The 18,420-nt window shown below is 51.5% G+C and carries 18 protein-coding genes and 1 pseudogene; 17 read left to right on the top strand and 2 right to left on the bottom strand.

Features of this window, described 5'->3' with window-relative positions:
* Positions 1-202: 202 nt before the first annotated feature.
* From flgK to RCH93_RS01730, 10 genes are all read left to right on the top strand, one after another.
* Positions 203-1,600 (top strand): flagellar hook-associated protein FlgK, encoded by a 1,398-nt coding sequence (gene flgK / locus RCH93_RS01775; RefSeq protein ID WP_306546501.1) that lies wholly within the window; start codon positions 203-205, stop codon positions 1,598-1,600.
* Between the two features lie 3 nt (positions 1,601-1,603).
* The gene (gene flgL, locus RCH93_RS01770) at positions 1,604-2,587 is read left to right on the top strand and encodes a flagellar hook-associated protein FlgL (RefSeq protein ID WP_306546499.1); all 984 of its coding nucleotides are present in this window, start codon (positions 1,604-1,606) and stop codon (positions 2,585-2,587) included.
* Positions 2,588-2,772: 185 nt separating this feature from the next.
* On the top strand, positions 2,773-3,018 hold the full coding sequence (csrA, locus tag RCH93_RS01765; RefSeq protein WP_306546497.1) for a carbon storage regulator CsrA: 246 nt from the start codon (positions 2,773-2,775) through the stop codon (positions 3,016-3,018).
* Complete coding sequence (locus tag RCH93_RS01760; RefSeq protein ID WP_306546495.1) at positions 3,015-3,443, top strand: flagellar assembly protein FliW; 429 nt, start codon at positions 3,015-3,017, stop codon at positions 3,441-3,443. Before csrA ends, RCH93_RS01760 begins: the two co-directional genes overlap by 4 nt.
* Positions 3,444-3,660: 217 nt before the next feature.
* Positions 3,661-5,166: a flagellin gene (locus RCH93_RS01755; RefSeq protein WP_306546492.1), complete on the top strand. Its 1,506-nt coding sequence runs from the start codon at positions 3,661-3,663 to the stop codon at positions 5,164-5,166.
* A 461-nt stretch (positions 5,167-5,627) separates the two neighbouring features.
* Complete coding sequence (locus RCH93_RS01750; protein WP_306546490.1) at positions 5,628-6,554, top strand: bifunctional 2-polyprenyl-6-hydroxyphenol methylase/3-demethylubiquinol 3-O-methyltransferase UbiG; 927 nt, start codon at positions 5,628-5,630, stop codon at positions 6,552-6,554.
* 46 nt (positions 6,555-6,600) lie between these two features.
* Positions 6,601-7,287, top strand: a complete 687-nt coding sequence (locus RCH93_RS01745) for a glycosyltransferase (RefSeq protein ID WP_306546488.1) — start codon at positions 6,601-6,603, stop codon at positions 7,285-7,287.
* A 33-nt stretch (positions 7,288-7,320) separates the two neighbouring features.
* The gene (locus RCH93_RS01740; RefSeq protein ID WP_306546487.1) at positions 7,321-8,388 is read left to right on the top strand and encodes a tetratricopeptide repeat protein; all 1,068 of its coding nucleotides are present in this window, start codon (positions 7,321-7,323) and stop codon (positions 8,386-8,388) included.
* Positions 8,389-8,451: 63 nt separating this feature from the next.
* Positions 8,452-9,411, top strand: a complete 960-nt coding sequence (locus RCH93_RS01735) for a glycosyltransferase (RefSeq protein WP_306546485.1) — start codon at positions 8,452-8,454, stop codon at positions 9,409-9,411.
* Positions 9,412-9,432: 21 nt separating this feature from the next.
* Positions 9,433-10,509, top strand: coding sequence for a glycosyltransferase family 4 protein (locus tag RCH93_RS01730; RefSeq protein WP_306546483.1), 1,077 nt, complete (start codon positions 9,433-9,435; stop codon positions 10,507-10,509).
* Between the two features lie 6 nt (positions 10,510-10,515).
* Here the strand turns inward: RCH93_RS01730 and RCH93_RS01725 are convergent, their stop codons facing one another.
* Positions 10,516-11,136 carry a bifunctional 2-polyprenyl-6-hydroxyphenol methylase/3-demethylubiquinol 3-O-methyltransferase UbiG gene (locus tag RCH93_RS01725; protein ID WP_306546481.1) on the bottom strand — a complete coding sequence of 207 codons (621 nt, stop codon included), beginning with the start codon at positions 11,134-11,136 and terminating at the stop codon, positions 10,516-10,518.
* A 96-nt stretch (positions 11,137-11,232) separates the two neighbouring features.
* Complete coding sequence (locus RCH93_RS01720) at positions 11,233-13,071, bottom strand: tetratricopeptide repeat protein (RefSeq protein ID WP_306546479.1); 1,839 nt, start codon at positions 13,069-13,071, stop codon at positions 11,233-11,235.
* 305 nt (positions 13,072-13,376) lie between these two features.
* On the opposite strand from RCH93_RS01720, the pseudogene RCH93_RS17875 reads away from it, so the two are divergent.
* The 7 genes and pseudogenes from RCH93_RS17875 to RCH93_RS01690 all read left to right on the top strand — a co-directional run.
* Positions 13,377-14,279 (top strand): annotated as a pseudogene (locus tag RCH93_RS17875) (flagellin hook IN motif-containing protein); the annotation flags it as partial.
* A 66-nt stretch (positions 14,280-14,345) separates the two neighbouring features.
* Positions 14,346-14,828: a flagellin gene (locus RCH93_RS17870; protein ID WP_373693242.1), complete on the top strand. Its 483-nt coding sequence runs from the start codon at positions 14,346-14,348 to the stop codon at positions 14,826-14,828.
* A gap of 74 nt (positions 14,829-14,902) precedes the next feature.
* Positions 14,903-15,250 (top strand): flagellar protein FlaG, encoded by a 348-nt coding sequence (locus tag RCH93_RS01710; RefSeq protein ID WP_306546475.1) that lies wholly within the window; start codon positions 14,903-14,905, stop codon positions 15,248-15,250.
* Between the two features lie 24 nt (positions 15,251-15,274).
* Positions 15,275-16,672 (top strand): flagellar filament capping protein FliD, encoded by a 1,398-nt coding sequence (gene fliD, locus RCH93_RS01705; RefSeq protein WP_306546473.1) that lies wholly within the window; start codon positions 15,275-15,277, stop codon positions 16,670-16,672.
* Positions 16,672-17,115, top strand: a complete 444-nt coding sequence (fliS, locus tag RCH93_RS01700; RefSeq protein ID WP_306546472.1) for a flagellar export chaperone FliS — start codon at positions 16,672-16,674, stop codon at positions 17,113-17,115. The genes fliD and fliS overlap by 1 nt, the downstream gene beginning before the upstream one ends.
* Before the next feature lies 1 nt (position 17,116).
* Positions 17,117-17,515, top strand: a complete 399-nt coding sequence (locus RCH93_RS01695; RefSeq protein WP_306546471.1) for a hypothetical protein — start codon at positions 17,117-17,119, stop codon at positions 17,513-17,515.
* A gap of 151 nt (positions 17,516-17,666) precedes the next feature.
* The gene (locus tag RCH93_RS01690; RefSeq protein WP_306546470.1) at positions 17,667-18,365 is read left to right on the top strand and encodes a PilZ domain-containing protein; all 699 of its coding nucleotides are present in this window, start codon (positions 17,667-17,669) and stop codon (positions 18,363-18,365) included.
* Positions 18,366-18,420: the final 55 nt, after the last annotated feature.

Genomic DNA, 18,420 nt, shown 5'->3' with positions numbered 1-18,420 from the left:
GGTTTTTCTTCTTTCCCCCAGCATCGCCCTCATCTCGCAACCCGTCGAGAAATTCCCCGCAACAGCTAAACTCACTCCCGGATTGTGCCGATAGTATCATAACGTAACAGTTTGTTGCCAAGGCGCAACATGACAACCGCCTGCAAAACAATCAAACAGCTCCCCAAAACCCAATTGGAGCGCCAGGGAAACCACAACGCCCATGACCAGTCTTCTCAACGCACTGAATGCCGGCAAAACCAGCCTGCTGACCAATCAGAAATCGATTGAGATTGTCGGCAACAATATAGCCAACGTCAACACCGAGGGCTACTCGCGGCAACGCGCCGAGTTGATGCAGATCCCGGCGGTCAACTTTGGCGACTTCTTTATTGGCCAAGGGGTGACGGTGTCCAACGTCACCCGGGATTACAGCGTGTTCATCAACCGCCAACTCCAGGACAAATCGATTGAATACGGCGAAGAGACCGGAAAATCCGGGTCGCTGGCGGAACTGGAACGAATTTTTAACGTTTCAGAAGACAACCTGGCCACGGAAATCAACGATTTTTTTGACGCATGGCAGGAACTGACCGCCAACCCTAGCGGTCAGGTGGAGCGCGACGTGGTCATGCAGCGAGGTCAGTTGTTGGGCGAGGCCTTTCGCGGCATCACCGACGACATGGACACCGTGGTCTCGAACATGAATACCGAAATCATCGGCGAGGTCGACTACCTCAATGAAAAGATAGCGGAAATCGCCAAGCTCAACGACCGAATCAATTTGATCGAAATTTCCGGTCAGACAGCCAACGCCTCCCGCGATCAACGTGATCTGATCGTCAAGGATCTCTCCGAAACCCTCGGCGTCCAGACCTACACCGACAATCGCGGCATGTTGTCCGTGCAGTTGCCAGGCGGCATGCCGCTGGTGCAAGGCAATCTTGCCGCGACCATCAAGACCGTCACCTCGGGTACGGACGTCAGCCTGCAGCTCGAAGTCGCCGGCTCAACCCTCGACGTCACCCTTGATAATCTTGGGGGCAAATTCAAAGGCATGTTTGAAATGCGCGACGTCTTTATTGCCGATCTGCGCAGCAGTCTCAACACGCTGGCCACCGACCTGACCACTGCGGTGAATACGGAACACGCTGCCGGCTATGGTTCGGACGGAGTGACTGGAAGAAATTTCTTTCTCGACATGGCTACCCTGCTTCCTGGCGAAGTTCCAAGCCGCAACGTTTTTGTCACCATCGGCTACGCCTCCGAGGTGGCGGCCGCAGGCCTAAGCAACGCCGCTCCCGGCGACAATGAAAACGCGTTGCGCATCGCTCAGTTGGAGGTCACCCATAAGGTTGCGGCCACCGGCGACACTTTTGATAATTTTTTCAGCCAGATGGTCTCCTCGGTCGGCATTGAGGCGGCCCGCAATGAACTGGCCCTCTCGGGCGCGGAAGACGCCACGGTGCAGCTGCAAAATCTCCGAGACGGCTATTCCGGCGTTTCCTTGGAAGAGGAAATGATTGATCTCATTCAATATCAACGCGGATTTGAATCATCAGCCAAATTTCTCTCCACCGTCGATGAAATGATGAACGCACTTCTCCAGCTCAAGGGATAAGCCATGAAAGCCACACAGGGAACAACATATCGAATGCTGGGCACGCGCCTGAACAATGTGTCTTCGCAACTGGAAGAACTCCGCCAGATTGGCGCCACCGGCAAGAAACTCAACAAGCCCTCCGACGATCCGGCCTCAATCCGTCCGGTGCTCAACACCCGCAAACAGATTTCCAATGTCGACCGCTATATGGAAACCATGGGCAAATCGCTGGACACCATGGAGGCCACCGACGGTCATCTGGAGCACGTGGAAAACATCATGCAGCGGGCCAAAGAGATCATGACCAACGCGGTTAACGGCTCCCTCAACGAAGCGGATCGGACCGTCCTGGCAGACGAACTCGCGCAAATCCGCGAAGAACTGCTTGATGCGGCCAACGGCACGGTCGACGGCAAATACTTATTTGCCGGGTACGAGGAAGACGTCCAACCCTTTACCAAAAATTCGGGGTACACGACCGCTGGGTACGATCCGGCAGTGCCCTCGACCTGGCCTTATTCATACAACGGAGACGGCAACACCACCTCTCTGGAAATCACCACCGGGGAATTGATTCAAGTGAACCTGACCGGCAGTGATCTTTTCTTCGGGGCTTCAGCCTGGGATCCGGCCGATCCGACCACGCAAGTTCCAGACAGCGTGCCCGAACAGCGCTTCAACCTCTTCACAGAAATTACCCAGGCGGAAGAGGCCATCCGCGCCAATGATCAAACCGCCATGCAGACCAGCTTGGACGAATTGGAAGGCGCCGCTGAACAGAACCGCCGTCTGCGCTCCCAACTTGGCAACCGGGCCAGCCGGGTGGAAACCGCCATGGATTACCAGGAAGGCGTACGCGTTGATCTCAAACAAATCCTCTCCCGATACGAGGACGCCGACGCCATCGAGGCGTTTAACGCCATTGTTCAACAGGAGACAGCCTTCCAAGCCGCGCTCAGTGTAACATCCAAAGTTTCCCAACTCTCTATCCTAGATTTCATCTAAGTGCGCCAACCAATTCAAACTGCTTGCCTTTTATCTTCTTTTACACGATACTATCGATAAAGAATTCCTGCTGTCGCTCTTGATTGTCTTCAGCATTGCTGAAGGCAATCAAGCCCGCGCGCAGGTTCTTTTTCGTTCTCTTATATTCTTGCGGGCTTGTCCCGATTTTTTTTACAGGTGTGATTATGCTGGTTCTGACCAGAAAACCCGGTGAAGGCATTATCATCGGGGACAATATTGTCGTCAAAATCATTGAGATGAAAAGCGGCGGCATTCGCATTGGCATTGACGCGCCCCGCGACACCAAGATCTACCGTCAAGAGGTTTACGAGCGCATCCGTCAGGAAAATATTGAAGCAGCGGCCGGTTGGGATATGACCGACCTCGATATCCTCAGTGACAAGCTTGCAGGAAGGACGTTGAAAAAATGAAAACCATCAATACTCGTTTTGGCGAGGTAGAATACGATCCGTCCCACATCATCCATTTTCCGGAAGGACTCGTCGGCCTTGACCAACTGAAGAATTTCCTGGTGATGCCCAACAAAAAGCAAGGCCCGCTTTTCTGGATTCAATGCGTTGACGATCCAGCCTTCGCGTTTTTGGTCACCGATCCGACCAATTTTTTTCTGGATTACGTTGTCTTGCCCGACGAAAACGAACGAGAAAAACTTGGCATTGCGGAGAACGGCGCCTGTTTTGTTTTGTCGATCGTGTCGGTGTCCGAGCACAAAGAAATCACCTTGAACCTCTCCGGCCCGATTCTCTACGCCCCGGAAACCAACAAAGGCCTGCAGGTGATTCTTGAAGATCCCCGTTACGACACACGGACCCCGCTTCCCACAGTAGAAAAATAACATTTCCCTACACCCTGCCTTTTTCCCAAGGCCGCTGAATACAATGTATTCAGCGGCTTTTTTTATTTCCTGCAAAAAACACTAAAGCCTCTTGCAAAAACCTCCGAAGAGTATGTTGAGAGACAGCACCAAGCTTTGAGAGAGCAGTTACGTTTGTATCGTTAGCCCCTAGGTCAACCATTGGACGACCGTGGCTAAAAAATTCATGGAGGATACCATGGCTTTAACGATCAATACAAACGTCGCGTCCCTTAACGCCCAGAGAAATTTATCCCGCTCCCAGGGAGATCTTGCCACCTCGATGGAAAGACTCTCCTCAGGACTTCGCATCAACTCCGCCAAGGACGATGCCGCCGGTCTTGCCATTTCCGACCGGATGACCTCGCAGATTCGCGGCCTTAATCAGGCCTCCCGCAACGCCAACGACGGCATCTCCCTTGCCCAGACCGCTGAGGGCGCGATGCAGGAATCGACCAACATCCTGCAACGCATCCGAGAACTGTCGGTTCAGGCCGCCAATGCCACCAACTCCGCCGCTGACCGCGCCGCTCTCCAGGCGGAGGTCAATCAGTTGAAATCGGAGATGAACCGCATTGCGCAATCCACGACGTTCAACGGCTTGAAAATTCTTGACGGCACCTTTGTTGCCCAACAATTTCAGGTTGGCCCTAATGCCAATGAAACCATTGGTATATCGATAAAATCGATGTCGGCCGATGATCTAGGTCGGTATACCCTTGCCTCTGCAGACGCCGTCAACTCGGTCGCGCATCAAGGCACCGGTTCCCTGACGACTCCAGTGGCAACGCTCCCAACTCCTGCGGTAAACACCATCGCCGCACAAGATTTAACCATTAACGGCAGCAAAGGGGCGGCGACGATTCCCATTGGGGCCAACTCCACAGCGTGGGACGTTGCTACGCAAATTACCAACAACGCCTCAAAAACCGGAGTGACGGCAACCGCCCGAACCACAGTCACCCTCGACTCGCTCTCTGCATCCGGCATTGTATCCCTGACTTTGGGCAGCGGCGGCAACACGGCAACCGTGAATGCGGCTGTATCGACAACGGATCTCAGCGACCTCGCCTCTGTAATCAACGATCAAAGCGGCACCACTGGAGTCACTGCGGTCATTGACGGCGGATCGTTGCAACTTGTCCAGGCCGAAGGCAAAGATATTGAAATTTCAGGCTTCACCCACTCGTCAGCCGGCACCCTTCGTGCGGTGGGAGAGGACGGAGACACCACCACCTCCTTGAGCGACGCCACAGGCAGCGTCGTGGTTTCGGGAACGGTTGAACTTTCCTCTCAAGACTCCTACACCGCCACCTCAACGCTGGCCAATACGGCGGGAAGCGTTTTTAACAACGCCGCTGCTGGGGACAACGTCATTTCAGGTCTTGAGGCGATAACAGCCATTGACATCAGCGACATCGAAGGCGCCAACGACGCTTTGAAAATCGTTGATGCCGCTCTCGGCAAAATCGACGCGCAACGGGGCGACCTCGGCGCCATCCAAAATCGATTTGAATCGACCATCGCCAACCTGCAAAATGTTGCTGAAAATCTCACCGCTGCCAGATCGCGGATTCGTGACGCCGACATTGCCCAGGAAACCTCGGAGATGACCAAAGCCAACATCCTCCAGCAGGCCGGCGTTTCCATCCTTACCCAGGCCAACCAGACCCCGCAGCTTGCCCTCCAGTTGCTCCAGGGTTAACACCCGGTTGACGACCTGACGCCTCACAATGGGGACGGACACACCGTCCCCATTCTCTTCCCCATATACCCCCAAAAAACACGCCATGAAAATCATCATGTTTCGATATAATAGATCCGCGTCGGCGATAATACTAGAAAACACTCTGTCTGCCGGAGCCCATGTTCAAAGCCCCTTGCACTTATCAAATCAATCACTTAAGAATAACTCAACGGATCGGTTTCTTTGGGAAGAGTGCATGCCCCAGCAACCTGCCGAGCACCAACCGTTTATCATCCAGGGCGTCTGGCAATAATCGTTTCCCGCCGACAGGGTTCTGTTCGCACATTATCCCGCACGCCCTTTCCTTCTTGTCCTCATTTTTTCAAAATTGATGCCGCGAATCGCCCACACCCGCAGCCGCGTCCAGAAGTCCAAACGCCGCGGCCCGACAGCGAGGCGGGACAGATCAATGCTTTCAGATGGGTTCACAAGCGATGTCCATTGCTGAAACGGTTTACCGCAACTACTCCCCCGCCGGCCAAGGAGTCGGCGTCTTTCCTCTGGTGAAGAAGTCGAGAGTCCTTGAAGTGGGCTTTGGTTCAAGCGCGCTACTGCAGGCATTGATCAATAACGACAATGAGGTTCACGGCACAGACGTCAGCGAAAAAATCATTACTGATGCGAAGGCATCTGGCATTGACAATGTGCATCTAGTGGACGTCAGCGAAACCCCACTGCCTTTTGCCGACGATTTTTTCGATGCCGTTTATTGCTACGAGGTTTTTGAGCACCTGACCAATCCGCACCGACTTTTTTTTGAAATTCGTAGAGTTCTCAAATCGAATCATTTGCTCTATTTTTCCGTGCCGTCACAGGAAATGTCCATGGGATACGGTCCCAGCAGGCATACTTTTGTCTACCCCGGGCTACTGGAGCGTCACAATCTCGAACGTTTTTTCATGCAGATGTATTTTAAGATCGACGCCTATCTCGAAAACACCGAAAGCATTATCCACCATCGGAATTATGCGCTAAACAACATGAAACATTTAGGACTTCCAGACGTCATGGAGGTTATTATCGGTGATTATGCGGTCAATGCTCTGTATGGTCAATTACTCGATGAACAGGCTCTGGAAACAGAAATAAGAAGAGAAACACAACCATATTTCACGGTTCTTCACCAAGCTGCGGCCGCAGGAGCATGGGAGGCTGTTGACTCAATCGTTGCAATCTTCACCGCTTATTATCCGCAAAATTATGCATTATTGATCAAATCAGCTGAAATATTGCTGTCCTTTAAAAACAAGGAAAAAGCCAAGGAATACTTGAAAAAAGCATTAACAATCAAGCCCATTCCCAACGACATCTATTCAGAGATTTCATTAACTATAGAACAACTTTAAACCGATGAATTCCACTAACAGAAGTTTTGTCATCCCGATTCTGCACTTGGATGAAGACAGAAAATACAACATCATCTCTTTACTGAACGATTTAAATGACATCCCAGGAGAGGCTATTTGCATTTTCAACAGTAAAGAAGCATTTGAAGCCTTAAAAGAACACAAAAGAATAGATAAATTTACATACAATAACGTCAACATAGGCGTCAGCAGATCGTGGAACGCAGGAATAAATATGAGCGAAGGAGACTCAATTTTTATCCTGAACGCAGATCTTCATATCGAAAAAAACGCTGTCGACCAGCTTGAGCATTTTTTACTGCATCTCCCAGACGCCGTTCTTGTCGGCCCTGAAGGGACAATAAACGATTACGCAAATTTAGAAATTATAGAGTACTACAGAAGGGGAACGTTCAACCAACCCACTAGAACTCACGATATATCGGGTTTTTTTTTCGCCATTCACAAACAACGATTTCTCGACAACAAACTGCTCTTTGATGCTCGATACAGCCCATGCTTCATGGAAGAATGGGATATGGGCATGCAGGTTCTCAATGCGGGCCTCGCCTGTTACGTTATCCCAGTGGATGAATATGAACACGAATGGGGCATTTCCGGGGCCCAGGAAAACGTTCCGATCAACTACATGGGCAGGATCGTTTACCGGCAGGACATACTCCAGAGCAACCAACGAAAATTCCTTGAAAAATGGTTCCCTCTCAACAAATAACCAAGAACCCAGAATCGCCGAGAGGATTTCCCCATGAACAGCTTGGCTTTATTTCAAGAAGGCGCAACACAGCATCAATTAGGGCGCATTGATCAGGCCATTGCGTGTTATCGCAAGGCATTAGCGCTTGATCCGGCGTTTCCTGAAGCACTGCATCTCCTTGGCGTTGGATTGTTTCAACAGGGAGATCGCGCTGAAGCAATTCGACTGATCGAGCAGGCTATCCTCCTCAGCCCGACCCAGGCAGATTTTTACAACAACCTCGCAGAAATACATGCCTCGTCAGGCGACCCGCTGAAAGCGTTCTTTACGTATCGCCAAGCCCTTTTGCTTGATCAGCAACATCCGCAGGCAAGCCAAGGGATGCAGCAACTGCGGAACACGCATCCCAATCTCCCGGTTTTCAGAAATCTCGAGCAGCTCAACCATGGAATGGCGCGCCATACGTTTCCCACTTTGGCGCTGAGCCAAGACGACGACCTGCACCAACCCACTGATCAGTTGATCCAACTCGCCCTCAAAGCGGCAAAACATGCCAAGAACATTGACCTTTCGGTGATCGCCAAACGATTCGACGCTGAAAGCGCAGCCTACATTCAACTCTGGCCAGGCGAACACTACAAGCTGCTGGCCGCCTTCGTGAAAATACTGCAGCCCGAATTAATCATCGAAATTGGCACGGCCACCGGCGCCAGCGCGCTTGCCTTAAAAAAATTTCTCCCCAAAAAAGGAAAAATCGTCACCTACGACGTCATCCCCTGGAATCAATACCCTGGGTCTGGGCTGGCCAAAGACGATTTTGACCAACACCTCGAACAGCGCATCGTTGACCTGAGCAATCCGGTCCTCGCCGAAACGCAAAGGGATGATCTGGCCAAAGCTGACATCGTTTTCGTCGACGCGGCAAAAGACGGCCTGATGGAACACTTCTTCTGCGCCTTCTTCGAAAGCGTCAAATTCGCCGCGCCCTGTCCACTGTTTGTCTTTGACGATATTCGCATGCCGGTTATGCTTGAGCTTTGGCGCTCGATCAAGCATCCCAAGCTCGACTTCACCTCTTTGGGCCACTGGTCAGGCACAGGACTTGTCTTATGGAAATAAGCCTCCCGCCTCAATCACCCTTTTGCCGCCGCACTGCCCAATAAAAACATTCCGTTGCGATCAATGAAAATTCTTTTCCTCACTGACCCGTATCCCAACTATATCCCCGACCTGCTGCTCCACGGGTTGCGCAAGATACTGGGGCCTGCCGTCGTTGAGTACCCCAAAAAAGACTGCCTCTACGCTGGGGTTATCGGCTTGGGCATTTGCCCCGAGGATCAACTTGCCCCAGGTTGGTTTCCAGCGGACAACGGCGAGATAGACCGGGACGACATTGAAAAGAAAATCAAAAACGACTTCTTTGATTTTATTGTGGCCGATGTCCGCAGCCTCGCACGCCTCAACAACCTGGATTTGTCCCCCCGCAGCAGGCTGGCAATCATTGACGGCGAAGACAAACCTGTTGCCCTTCGCCCGGGCAATTACCTGGTTTTCCGTAGAGAAACGGACGGCAGCGATTACAGCATCCCCCTGCCCATGGCCCTGCCCGAAGAGATCTTCAACCTCATTGCCAGCTTTGATCAAACAGAAAAACGATACAGCATAGGATTTTTGGGCAGCACCCAGGATGACAACCGAAAAGCATTCATAGAAAAAATTGGCGGCTGGTATCAGGACACCCTGTTCTCGACAACTTGTATCCCTACATCAGACAACAACAAGCCGACAGGGAGATACGGGCGCAACGACTACTACAAAATGCTGCAATCCTGCTATTTTACACTCAGTTTGCCAGGGGCGGGATACGACACATTCCGGTTTTGGGAAAACAGCGCCGTGAATGGCGTTCAGATCTGCCAGGAAATGCCGCTTTATATTCCCCACCCGTTCCGAGACGGCGAGGAAATACTCTTTTTCGACACCGCCGAAACCTTGCACAGAAAGGTTGACGCGCTGCTCAACAGCAACGACAGATACTTTGCCGTCAGACAGAACAGTCGCGAACATCTGCGCACCCATCATCTGACCCAGGCCAGAGCGCTTTATTTTCTGGACAAAGCCAGGGCTGCTTTTGCCTACTGACCCTAGAATCAAGAGGATCCAATGAACGAACCACTCTATTTGGCCCTGGCAAAGGGGAACAATTTTGGATGGGGCATTTGCAGCCGCTATATCGAGCAGGAATTGCGGCAACTCAACGCGCCCATTGTGATGGTTGACGAGACCACGCCCATGCATGTTCAAGGAACCGTCTTTCATGCCCTTGCGGATCGCGACTTCAATCCGCTTCACCCTCAACGAGGCGCAACAAACATCGGTTATACTTTTTTTGAAAACGAACTCACTGAACAATCAAAGAGAAACGCCGCGCAATACGATCTCGTGCTTGCCGGATCTTCCTGGTGTCGGCAAAAACTTGAGAAAAACGGCGTCGCCAACAACGGCGTCCTGATTCAAGGTATTGATCCGGCACGCTTTTACCCAGTGAAACAGAAAAAAGAAAACAACCTGTTTATTGTTTTTTCCGGAGGAAAGTTTGAGCTGAGAAAAGGCCAGGATATTGTGATCGCCGCCTTCAGGAAAATACAGCAGAAGTACGAAGACATCATTCTGATGAACATGTGGTATAATTTCTGGCCGGAAACCGTGGCCATGTTCCAGCACTCCCGCCATATGATGTTCACTCCCTACGGCAACAACTGGAGCGAATTCATGAACCATCTCTACCGCATTAACGGCCTTGATCCAAAGCGAATCATAACCCTCTCAGCCGTTGACAACGAACAACTTGCCTCAATCTATGCAAAAACCGACCTGGGCGTCTTCCCCAATCGGTGCGAGGGCGGCACCAATTTGGTGCTGATGGAGTACATGGCATGCGGCAAACCGGTAATCGCTTCGGTCACCAGCGGGCACAAGGATGTTCTTTCACGGGAGAACAGCCTGCATCTGGACAAATTATCTCCCTATCCAATTTACGACGCCAACAAAGTCTTATGGGCCGACTGGGAAGAACCCTCGGTGGAGCAACTGATTGATCATATCGAGTATGCGTATCACCACAGACAGCAAATCGAGGAGTTAGGAATACAGGCCGGCAAAGACATGCTTCGGTTTACCTGGACCGACACCGCGAAATCGCTTCTCAACTCGGTTGCCAGCGTCCAGCAAAGGCAATAGATGTTTTTAGCCAGTGGCGTCACCCCGGGGCCTGAGGAAAAAACTCCAATAGAGATCCGGCCCGGCCGGCACGGTAAAATTGATGTCGAGATCTTCTTCGAGCTCAAGCCCCGCGCGGTCAAAAAGGCTGAGCCACATCGATTTCCCCAACACACTGTAATGATTGGGATTGCGTTCATGATGGCAGCTGGTGTCCGGCGCCGGCACTTCTATGTATACTATTCCGCTCTCCTTCACCACCCGCCTGAATTCAGAAAGTGTGAAATAAGGAAAAAGCGAATGTTCCAGGGCATGACGGCACCAAATAATGTCAAAGGAACTCTCTTCAAAAGTGAGAAAAGATTGGTCCATTGCCCGCACATCCAGGCCTTCCCGGCGGCAGATGTCCACATCCTCACCCAAAGCGACGCCAACCGGGCAAAAACCTGCGGCCAAAAAACGGCGCATAGCCAACCCCTGGCCGCAGCCGACGTCCAGCACGCTTTGCCCGCCAACAACGCCAGCCTTGGCCAGCAATCGTTCAACCATCTGCGCAGTGATGGAAAGATGCGGCTCAGCAGGCAGTTCCGGATAGACGTCTGCCTTCAATTGCTTGATAAATTGCTCCAATTTTGCAAGTTGGCTCACTCTTCCCTCCTGAATTAGAAAAACAACAATCGGTTGGCCGCCCATGGATTGCACGCCTCACCAGCCGCCCACTCCCGACGCCGCCTGACACTTCCGTCATTTTCCGAGCTGCCCGCGAATATATCGAATCAATTCCTCCAAAACCGGTTCCCACTGTCGAGGCGCCGGCTGTCGGATCAGGCGCATGGTCGGATACCACGGTGAATCTTCGCGGTCAAGAAACCACCGCCAATCGGCGGCCGAGTGGAGCAGAGCAACCGATGGGCGACCAAGCGCCCCAGCAAGATGGATCGTTGACGTGCAAACACTGACAATTAGATCCATATTTGCCATGAACGCGGCGGTGTCGTCAAAATTTCCAATGTGGGACGAAAGGTCAACGAGCCCCAAAGAGTCTCCGCACAACTTGACCTGCTCCTTGGCGTACCCCATTTGGAGAGAATAAAACTGAACATCCTCGGTGAGTTCCGCTAATGGCGCAAGCTGACTCAGATGCAAAGAGCGATTGTGATCTTCAGCCTGCTTCGGATTGCCCGCCCAAATCAACCCCACCTTGAATTTCTTTGTTGGCACGAGTTGCCGCCCCAACCGAGCCGTCAACGCCGGATCGGCAACAAGATACGGACATTCAGCCGGAATGGTCTCCATGGTGGTTGCGAACACTCCCATCAAACTCAACAGGGAAATCTGGGCGTCGGCCTGCAGTTGCGAGTAATCAATGGAATCAGCGGCAAGAAGCGCGTCAATCCCCTTGAGACGCCTCACCAACGCAATCAACGACGGCTGGCAGGAGAAGACAACCCTTGCACCGGCCTGATGCAACAGCGGCAGATATCTGCAGAATTGAATCGTATCCCCCACGCCCTGTTCATGTTGGACAAAGACAGTCTTGCCTGCCGGTTGCCGCCCATCCCAAACCGGCCAAGGACCTGCCAACCAGGATTGCATCACTTCAAAACGTGACTCATAGCAGGCCAACCCCTCTTGAAGGGCACCTTCGGCCAGAATGAGTTCTGCGTAACCAAACCGGGCAGCCGTGTCGTTAGGGTCAATGGCCAATGCCCTTTTAAACACCGCCCGCGCCGCGTCCCTCCGGTTGAATCTCCGCAACAAATATCCATAACAGTAGAGGAAATTGATATTTGTTGGTTGGAGAGCGCAGGCTTTTTCAGCGTGAACCACTGCCTTGTCAAAGACAAGAAGATCGGAATAGAGCCATGCAAGCGAATTGTGGAGCTCCGGATGATCAGGGGAACGCTGGAGCGCCTGTTGAAATATTATCTCTGCCTCGTCGTAACGCCGCAACTGCCGCAAACTGACGCCGATATTGATCAGAGCTTCCAGAGACCCCGGCTCGAGCTCAAGACAACGCTGAAAAGCGGCAAGCGCTTCTTCAAAGAGATTCATCTTGATGTATGCGGTGCCTAAAAATTGCAAAACCAAGGAGTTGCCAGGAAGAAGACCTTGCAAACGCACCAGAAAAGGCACTGCCGACGACCACTGATTCAGCTTGATGAGCAGATCCGCCAAATTCGATAACGCCTCGGTGTTCTCCGGTTCTTGCAGCAGAGCCGTTTCATAACAATCGACCGCAAACTGGGTGTTGCCGGCCTTCGCCTGGACCAAACCTCCGGCAATCAAGAGACGCGAATCATTGGGCGAAGATTCAAGCCCCAAAGCAACCAGAGCCGCACCTTTTTCCATCTGATTCTGTTGCGCACAGATTCGTGCCAATTGAGAGAGGCACAAGGCTTGGTCTGTGGGCGCCAGAGATTGTCGCATCAAATAAGCTGCAATCTCCTCGAGCGAAAGCGATGCAACCTTTGACTCCAGCTGCCGCAGCACCAGGTTGAGCGCTCGGCCCTTGCCGGAAACAGCCCTCCCAGGACCAGCAGAGCTTTGGGGATGGACTCCGCTCGGTTTTTTTTTCCTCATTTCTTTGCTTTTAGACCTGCTCATCGGCGACACAAATTAAAATTTTATGAAAATTCAATTGGTTGAACATTTGAGATCGGACCAGAAAAAATGAACGCGTCAAATATTTTTCCCTAAAGGCTGCCAGGTCGCATGCCGATAAGAAGAGTAAAGAAAGGCAAGTGTTCATTTGGCACTTTATGATACTCTTCAAATAAAAGGAGGCTATCGCAACAGACACCAGCAGTAAAAAGCAACAAACCGTTTCACCCGGCAAGGATGCCACTTTTTAGTACAAGCCAATACAATATTCATGGAGGAATATCATGGCACTTACAATCAACACAAACGTAGCCTCTCTCAACGCTCAACGCAATCTCGGCGCAAGCCAAAGCAATCTTGCAAAGTCCATGCAGCGTCTCTCAAGTGGTCTTCGGATCAACTCTGCTAAGGACGATGCGGCCGGTCTGGCCATTTCCGACCGGATGACCTCTCAAGTGCGCGGCCTCAACCAGGCCACGCGTAACGCAAATGACGGTATTTCCTTAGCGCAAACCGCTGAGGGTGCAATGCAGGAAAGCACCAACATCCTCCAGCGTATGCGTGAGTTGGCTGTTCAATCGGCCAACGATTCCAACACCGGTACGGACCGCGCCTCCCTGCAGAAAGAAGTAGCTCAGCTGCAGCAGGAATTGGACCGTATTGCGACCACCACCTCTTTCAACGGCAAGAAGGTTCTTGACGGCACATTTACCGCCCAGTCCTTCCAGGTAGGCTCCAATGCCGGCGAGACTATCTCTTTCTCCGTTGGCGGAGCCTCTTCCACCCAGATCGGCGCTCATCAGCATGAAGTTGGCGGCACCATTAATACAGCTGGCGCTGCTACAACCAACAACGTAGTTGCCCAAACTTTGACCGTTTCCGGTTCACTCGGAACCGATACTGTCAGCGTGGCCGCCTCTGCCTCTGCAAAAACCATTGCAGATTCGATCAACAACAAATCCAGCTCAACTGGCGTTAGCGCAACAGCCGTAACGTATGCTCAACTCACAGTTGGCGCAACCGGCGCGCAGAGTTTTGCTCTTTCCGGAAAAAATACAACCGGCGAAACTATTTCCGCCAATATTACCGACACAAGCGACCTTACGGAACTCGCAGACGCCATTAACTCCAAAGCAGCAGAAACAGGCGTCACGGCGGAATTGGCTTCCGACAAGGCTTCCATCACCTTAAAAAATGCCCAGGGATATGACATCCAAGTCGATTGGGCGGCAGGTGACGTAAGTCTCCAGGGGATGGAGTCTGACGGAGAGACGCTTACGGGGTCGGCCGTCCAGACAAACGCCACTGGCGAATCCGCTACGGCTGGAGGCAACGTAACCATCAGCTCGGAAAAATCCTTTTCCGTTGGTTCAACTTCAGCAACAACGGTTCTTGCAGCTGCAACAGAAGGTAGCGAGCTGAATTCGGTCGGCGCGGTCGACATCGGCACCCGTGCCGGGGCGAGCGAAGCCATCTCGGTTATCGACAGTGCAATCAGCTTCGTTGACACGGAACGGGCCAACCTCGGCGCGATCCAGAACCGGTTTGAATCCACCATCTCCAACCTGCAGAACATCTCCGAGAACGTTTCGGCTGCCCGGTCGCGGATTCTTGACGCAGACATCGCGCAAGAGACGTCCAACATGACCAAGCAGAACATCCTGCAGCAAGCAGGCGTTTCGATCCTGGCCCAGGCCAACCAAAGCCCGCAGTTGGCTTTGAGCCTGCTTCAGTAACCCATCCCTCCTGAAGGGGCCAATTAGGGCCCCTTCAGGTCCTGATATTTTTCTTATTACAAGGAGGTAAACAGATGAATATCGAAGCAGTCGGCACAGCCAGCTACAGCCCGCCCCGAGCCAATGAACCGTCCCAGAAGGTGGACAGCCAACGCAAGGAAGTCGAACAGCAACAGCCGGCCAGCTCTCAGGAAGAGAGCAACGTGCAGCCGGAAGAGTTGCTTAACCAAATTAAATCCATCACCGAAGACGGCTTGTACAGCGTTCGTTTTGAACGCGACAGCGGCACCGAACAATTGCTTGTAAAGATTGTCGACAGTGACACCGATGAAGTAATCAGGCAGATTCCGCCGGAAGAACTCGTCAACTTGAGCAAACAGCTCAAGGAATTAAGCGGCAATCTTGTCAACACAGTGAGTTAATCAGTCCCAACGGAGATATGAGCCATGACTATTCAATTCGGCGGCTTGGCAACAGGAATGGAAACCAGCAGCATTGTCGAGCAATTGATGGCCTTGGAGAAACAGCCCATCACTCGCCTTGAAGCTGATAAAACGTGGCTCAACAATCGGTTGTCTGCCTTTACCGAACTGGACACCAAGTTAAAATCTTTTTCCGATTCGATTAAAAACCTCAATTATCGGGACACGTTGCTGCAACGTTCCGTCAAGCAAAGCTCGGAGGAATTTCTTTCCGCCTCTGTTTCCAGGGACGCGCTGCCTGGAACCAGCTATCAGGTGGAAGTCGTTTCTTTGGCCCAGGTGCAAAAATCGGTCGCAACAAGCGGCGTGGCCAGCAAGTCGACTTCGACCTTTGGTACGGGCAGTTTAAATCTTACTGTGGACGGCACAAGTCACGGCATAACAATCACCACTGAAAACAACTCCCTCGAAGGGATGATGAAGGCGATTAATGATGCCGATCTGGGAGTGTCTGCGGCAATCATTAATGACGGAACCGGCACGCCGTATCGCTTGGCCCTGACCGGCGAGAATGTCGGCAAGACCTTTTCGCTCGACAGCAGCGGACTGACCGGAGGCACGGACACGCTTGGCAATTTTAATGTCGATGACGGCAGCGGCACGATTGTCAACCCACCGGTTCAAGCGGCTGCGCAGGCGCATATTCGGGTGGACACGATCGACATTTACAGCGATTCCAATACGCTGACCGAGGCTATCCCTGGGGTGACGCTGGACTTGTTCAAGGCTGAAACGGGCAAAACCACGAGCCTCAACATAAACGTCGATAAAAGCAGCATCAAATCGACCATTGAAGCCTTTGCCACGGGTTACAACGAGGTGATCAGTTTTATCACCGGGCAATCGGTTATCAATGAAGAAGGCGGGGGCGTGCTTGGCGGCGACGCAGGCATTAACGCCATCAAACGCCATCTGCAATCCATGTTGACCAAACCATTTGAAAATTCCGGGGTGTTCACGACGATGTCGCAGCTCGGCTTTGAAACCCAGAGAGACGGCACGCTGGTGGTCAACGACAAAACGTTGTCTGCGGCAATCAACGACAATCTCGACGGGGTTGTCAGCCTCTTGGCCGGGGAAGAGGGCGCTGACGGATTGGCCACTCAGTTCAAGGATTACTTGTACGACGTCACCAATTCCGGCACAGGATTGCTAAGCGGTAGAAAAGAAAGCATTACCAACAGCCTAAAACGAATCGACAGTAAAATAACCTCCACGGAAGCCCGGCTTGAACAACGGCAAAAGACCCTGGAAGCGCAATTTAGCGCCATGGAAACCCTGGTAAGCGGTTTGAACTCACAATCTTCATACCTGACTCAACAAATGTCGATCCTTAACAACATGGTGAGTGGGGGCAACTAATGAACGGATATACCAATCAATACATGGCCAACACGGTCAACGCCGCCTCGCCGGAACAGTTGATGCTCATGCTGTATGACGGCGCCATCCGGTTCGTTTCCCTTGCCATCCAGGCAATTGAAAACGGAGTAATCGATAAGCGGGCCTATTACATCAACAAAACCTCTGCTATTATCTCCGAGTTCGCGGCTACGCTTGATCACTCCCTGAATCCGAAACTGGCCGAAGACCTGGACGCGCTTTACGGGTACATGCTCAACCGGATGATGGATGCAAATCTGAAAAACAACGTCGAGCCCCTGTTGGAAGTGAAGAAGCTGCTCTCTGAATTGAGAACAACATGGGCGCAAGCCATAGAATCCAATAAAAAAGAACTGCGAGAAGCTTCTGGAACACATGCTCCAGGAACAGTTGCTTACAGACCCTTAGCGGCGGCAATGTAAAATGGAACATCTACTTATTCAGCAATCACTCGATCAGTACAAAATAATCGCCGAGTGCAATGAAAAAATTGAAAAAGCCATCCATTCCAGAGACAATGAATCGGTTTTTTCGTTATGCGCTATATTGAATGAATTACAAGAAGGCGTCAAAGAAAACGACAATGCGATTCTTGCACTCATCAGAAAGCATCAAGAGCTCAAGAAAAGCACTCAAATGCAAGAGCTGTTGGCGTTAATGCAAAAAATACAGGAATGGAATCGCCGAATGGCCTCCCACATTAAAGGAATAATGGCTGTTCAGCGCAATGAAATGCAAAAATTAAAAAAAGGCAACACTGTCCTTCAAGGCTACCTGCCCAAAATTGACCAGACGGGAAGGCGCATTTCCGTCTCCAACTAATTTCCACGCCTTCGTCAATTCCGTTCGCCCCCACTCACGCTTGCGCCGTTTTGTTTATTGACGCCTCCCTTGCCCAAATAATTCTTTCCTTCTCGGTGCGCTTATGGCAATCTAGTAAAATATATTTCCCAATTCGAGAGAAGGTAACATCTTGCCATTACTAAACAGTTTTTTTCTACACCTCAAAGAGGGGGCAGCGGTTCGAGCGGCTATTCCGCTTCGGGGCGTTATTGAAAAGGAACGGGTGAACTGTTTTTTTGGAAAAGCCGCCCCCCCAGGATTCACCCTTTCCTTTCCTTACGGGCGATTGGCAGTCGATCAAGTTGACACCAGCAGATCCTGCATGGTGATGATCGACTTAACCGATAAAACGGTTTCCGTGTCTGCTGACATTGATCAGATTAAAGATCCATTAACCTTGGAATTGACCGCCAGGGAAATCGTCACCCATACACAAGCCCGCAACTATTTCAGGGTGGATGCAACCGCCAGGGTTTCCGCCTCGTCAGCCGTCCCAGAGGAAATGGCCAAAGAAGGAGAAAGCTGGAGACTTCTTGGCGACACCATTGACCTCAGCGGCAGCGGCCTTTTGTGCAGTTTCCACAAGCCGCTGGAAAAAAGCAAAAAAGTTCGAATTGAACTAACATTGCCGACCCATGACATCGAAATCATTAGAGCTTTAGGCCATGTTGTTCGTTGTCGAAGGGTGGAAGATAATTTATATTACGTTGCCCTGCATTTTGACCAAATCGACTCGGAAAGCCAGGATAAAATAATGGCTTGTTGTTTTGAACTGCAACGCAGACACCTGCGCATGAGAGTTCGATTGGAAAGTCAAAGCGCCCCATGAACAAAGAGAACATGTAACAATCGATCAACACATTGTTTTTTAAAATAAAAATGCG

Origin of the sequence: Desulfobulbus sp., from assembly GCF_030824455.1 — a bacterium.
In the GTDB taxonomy this organism is placed as follows: Bacteria; Desulfobacterota; Desulfobulbia; order Desulfobulbales; family Desulfobulbaceae; genus Desulfobulbus.
Note: the sequence above shows the minus strand (reverse complement) of the source record. Positions and strands in the feature narration are given on the sequence as shown.

Coding starts and splice junctions, on each gene's coding strand:
- RCH93_RS01720 (WP_306546479.1), bottom strand. CDS start 13,071: ATGAGGAAAAAAAAACCGAGCGGAGTCCATCCCCAAAGCTCTGCTGGT.
- RCH93_RS01730 (WP_306546483.1), top strand. CDS start 9,433: ATGAACGAACCACTCTATTTGGCCCTGGCAAAGGGGAACAATTTTGGA.
- RCH93_RS01735 (WP_306546485.1), top strand. CDS start 8,452: ATGAAAATTCTTTTCCTCACTGACCCGTATCCCAACTATATCCCCGAC.
- flgL (WP_306546499.1), top strand. CDS start 1,604: ATGAAAGCCACACAGGGAACAACATATCGAATGCTGGGCACGCGCCTG.
- fliS (WP_306546472.1), top strand. CDS start 16,672: ATGAACGGATATACCAATCAATACATGGCCAACACGGTCAACGCCGCC.
- RCH93_RS17870 (WP_373693242.1), top strand. CDS start 14,346: ATGGAGTCTGACGGAGAGACGCTTACGGGGTCGGCCGTCCAGACAAAC.
- RCH93_RS01740 (WP_306546487.1), top strand. CDS start 7,321: ATGAACAGCTTGGCTTTATTTCAAGAAGGCGCAACACAGCATCAATTA.
- fliD (WP_306546473.1), top strand. CDS start 15,275: ATGACTATTCAATTCGGCGGCTTGGCAACAGGAATGGAAACCAGCAGC.
- RCH93_RS01760 (WP_306546495.1), top strand. CDS start 3,015: ATGAAAACCATCAATACTCGTTTTGGCGAGGTAGAATACGATCCGTCC.
- RCH93_RS01755 (WP_306546492.1), top strand. CDS start 3,661: ATGGCTTTAACGATCAATACAAACGTCGCGTCCCTTAACGCCCAGAGA.
- RCH93_RS01695 (WP_306546471.1), top strand. CDS start 17,117: ATGGAACATCTACTTATTCAGCAATCACTCGATCAGTACAAAATAATC.
- csrA (WP_306546497.1), top strand. CDS start 2,773: ATGCTGGTTCTGACCAGAAAACCCGGTGAAGGCATTATCATCGGGGAC.
- flgK (WP_306546501.1), top strand. CDS start 203: ATGACCAGTCTTCTCAACGCACTGAATGCCGGCAAAACCAGCCTGCTG.
- RCH93_RS01710 (WP_306546475.1), top strand. CDS start 14,903: ATGAATATCGAAGCAGTCGGCACAGCCAGCTACAGCCCGCCCCGAGCC.
- RCH93_RS01750 (WP_306546490.1), top strand. CDS start 5,628: ATGGGTTCACAAGCGATGTCCATTGCTGAAACGGTTTACCGCAACTAC.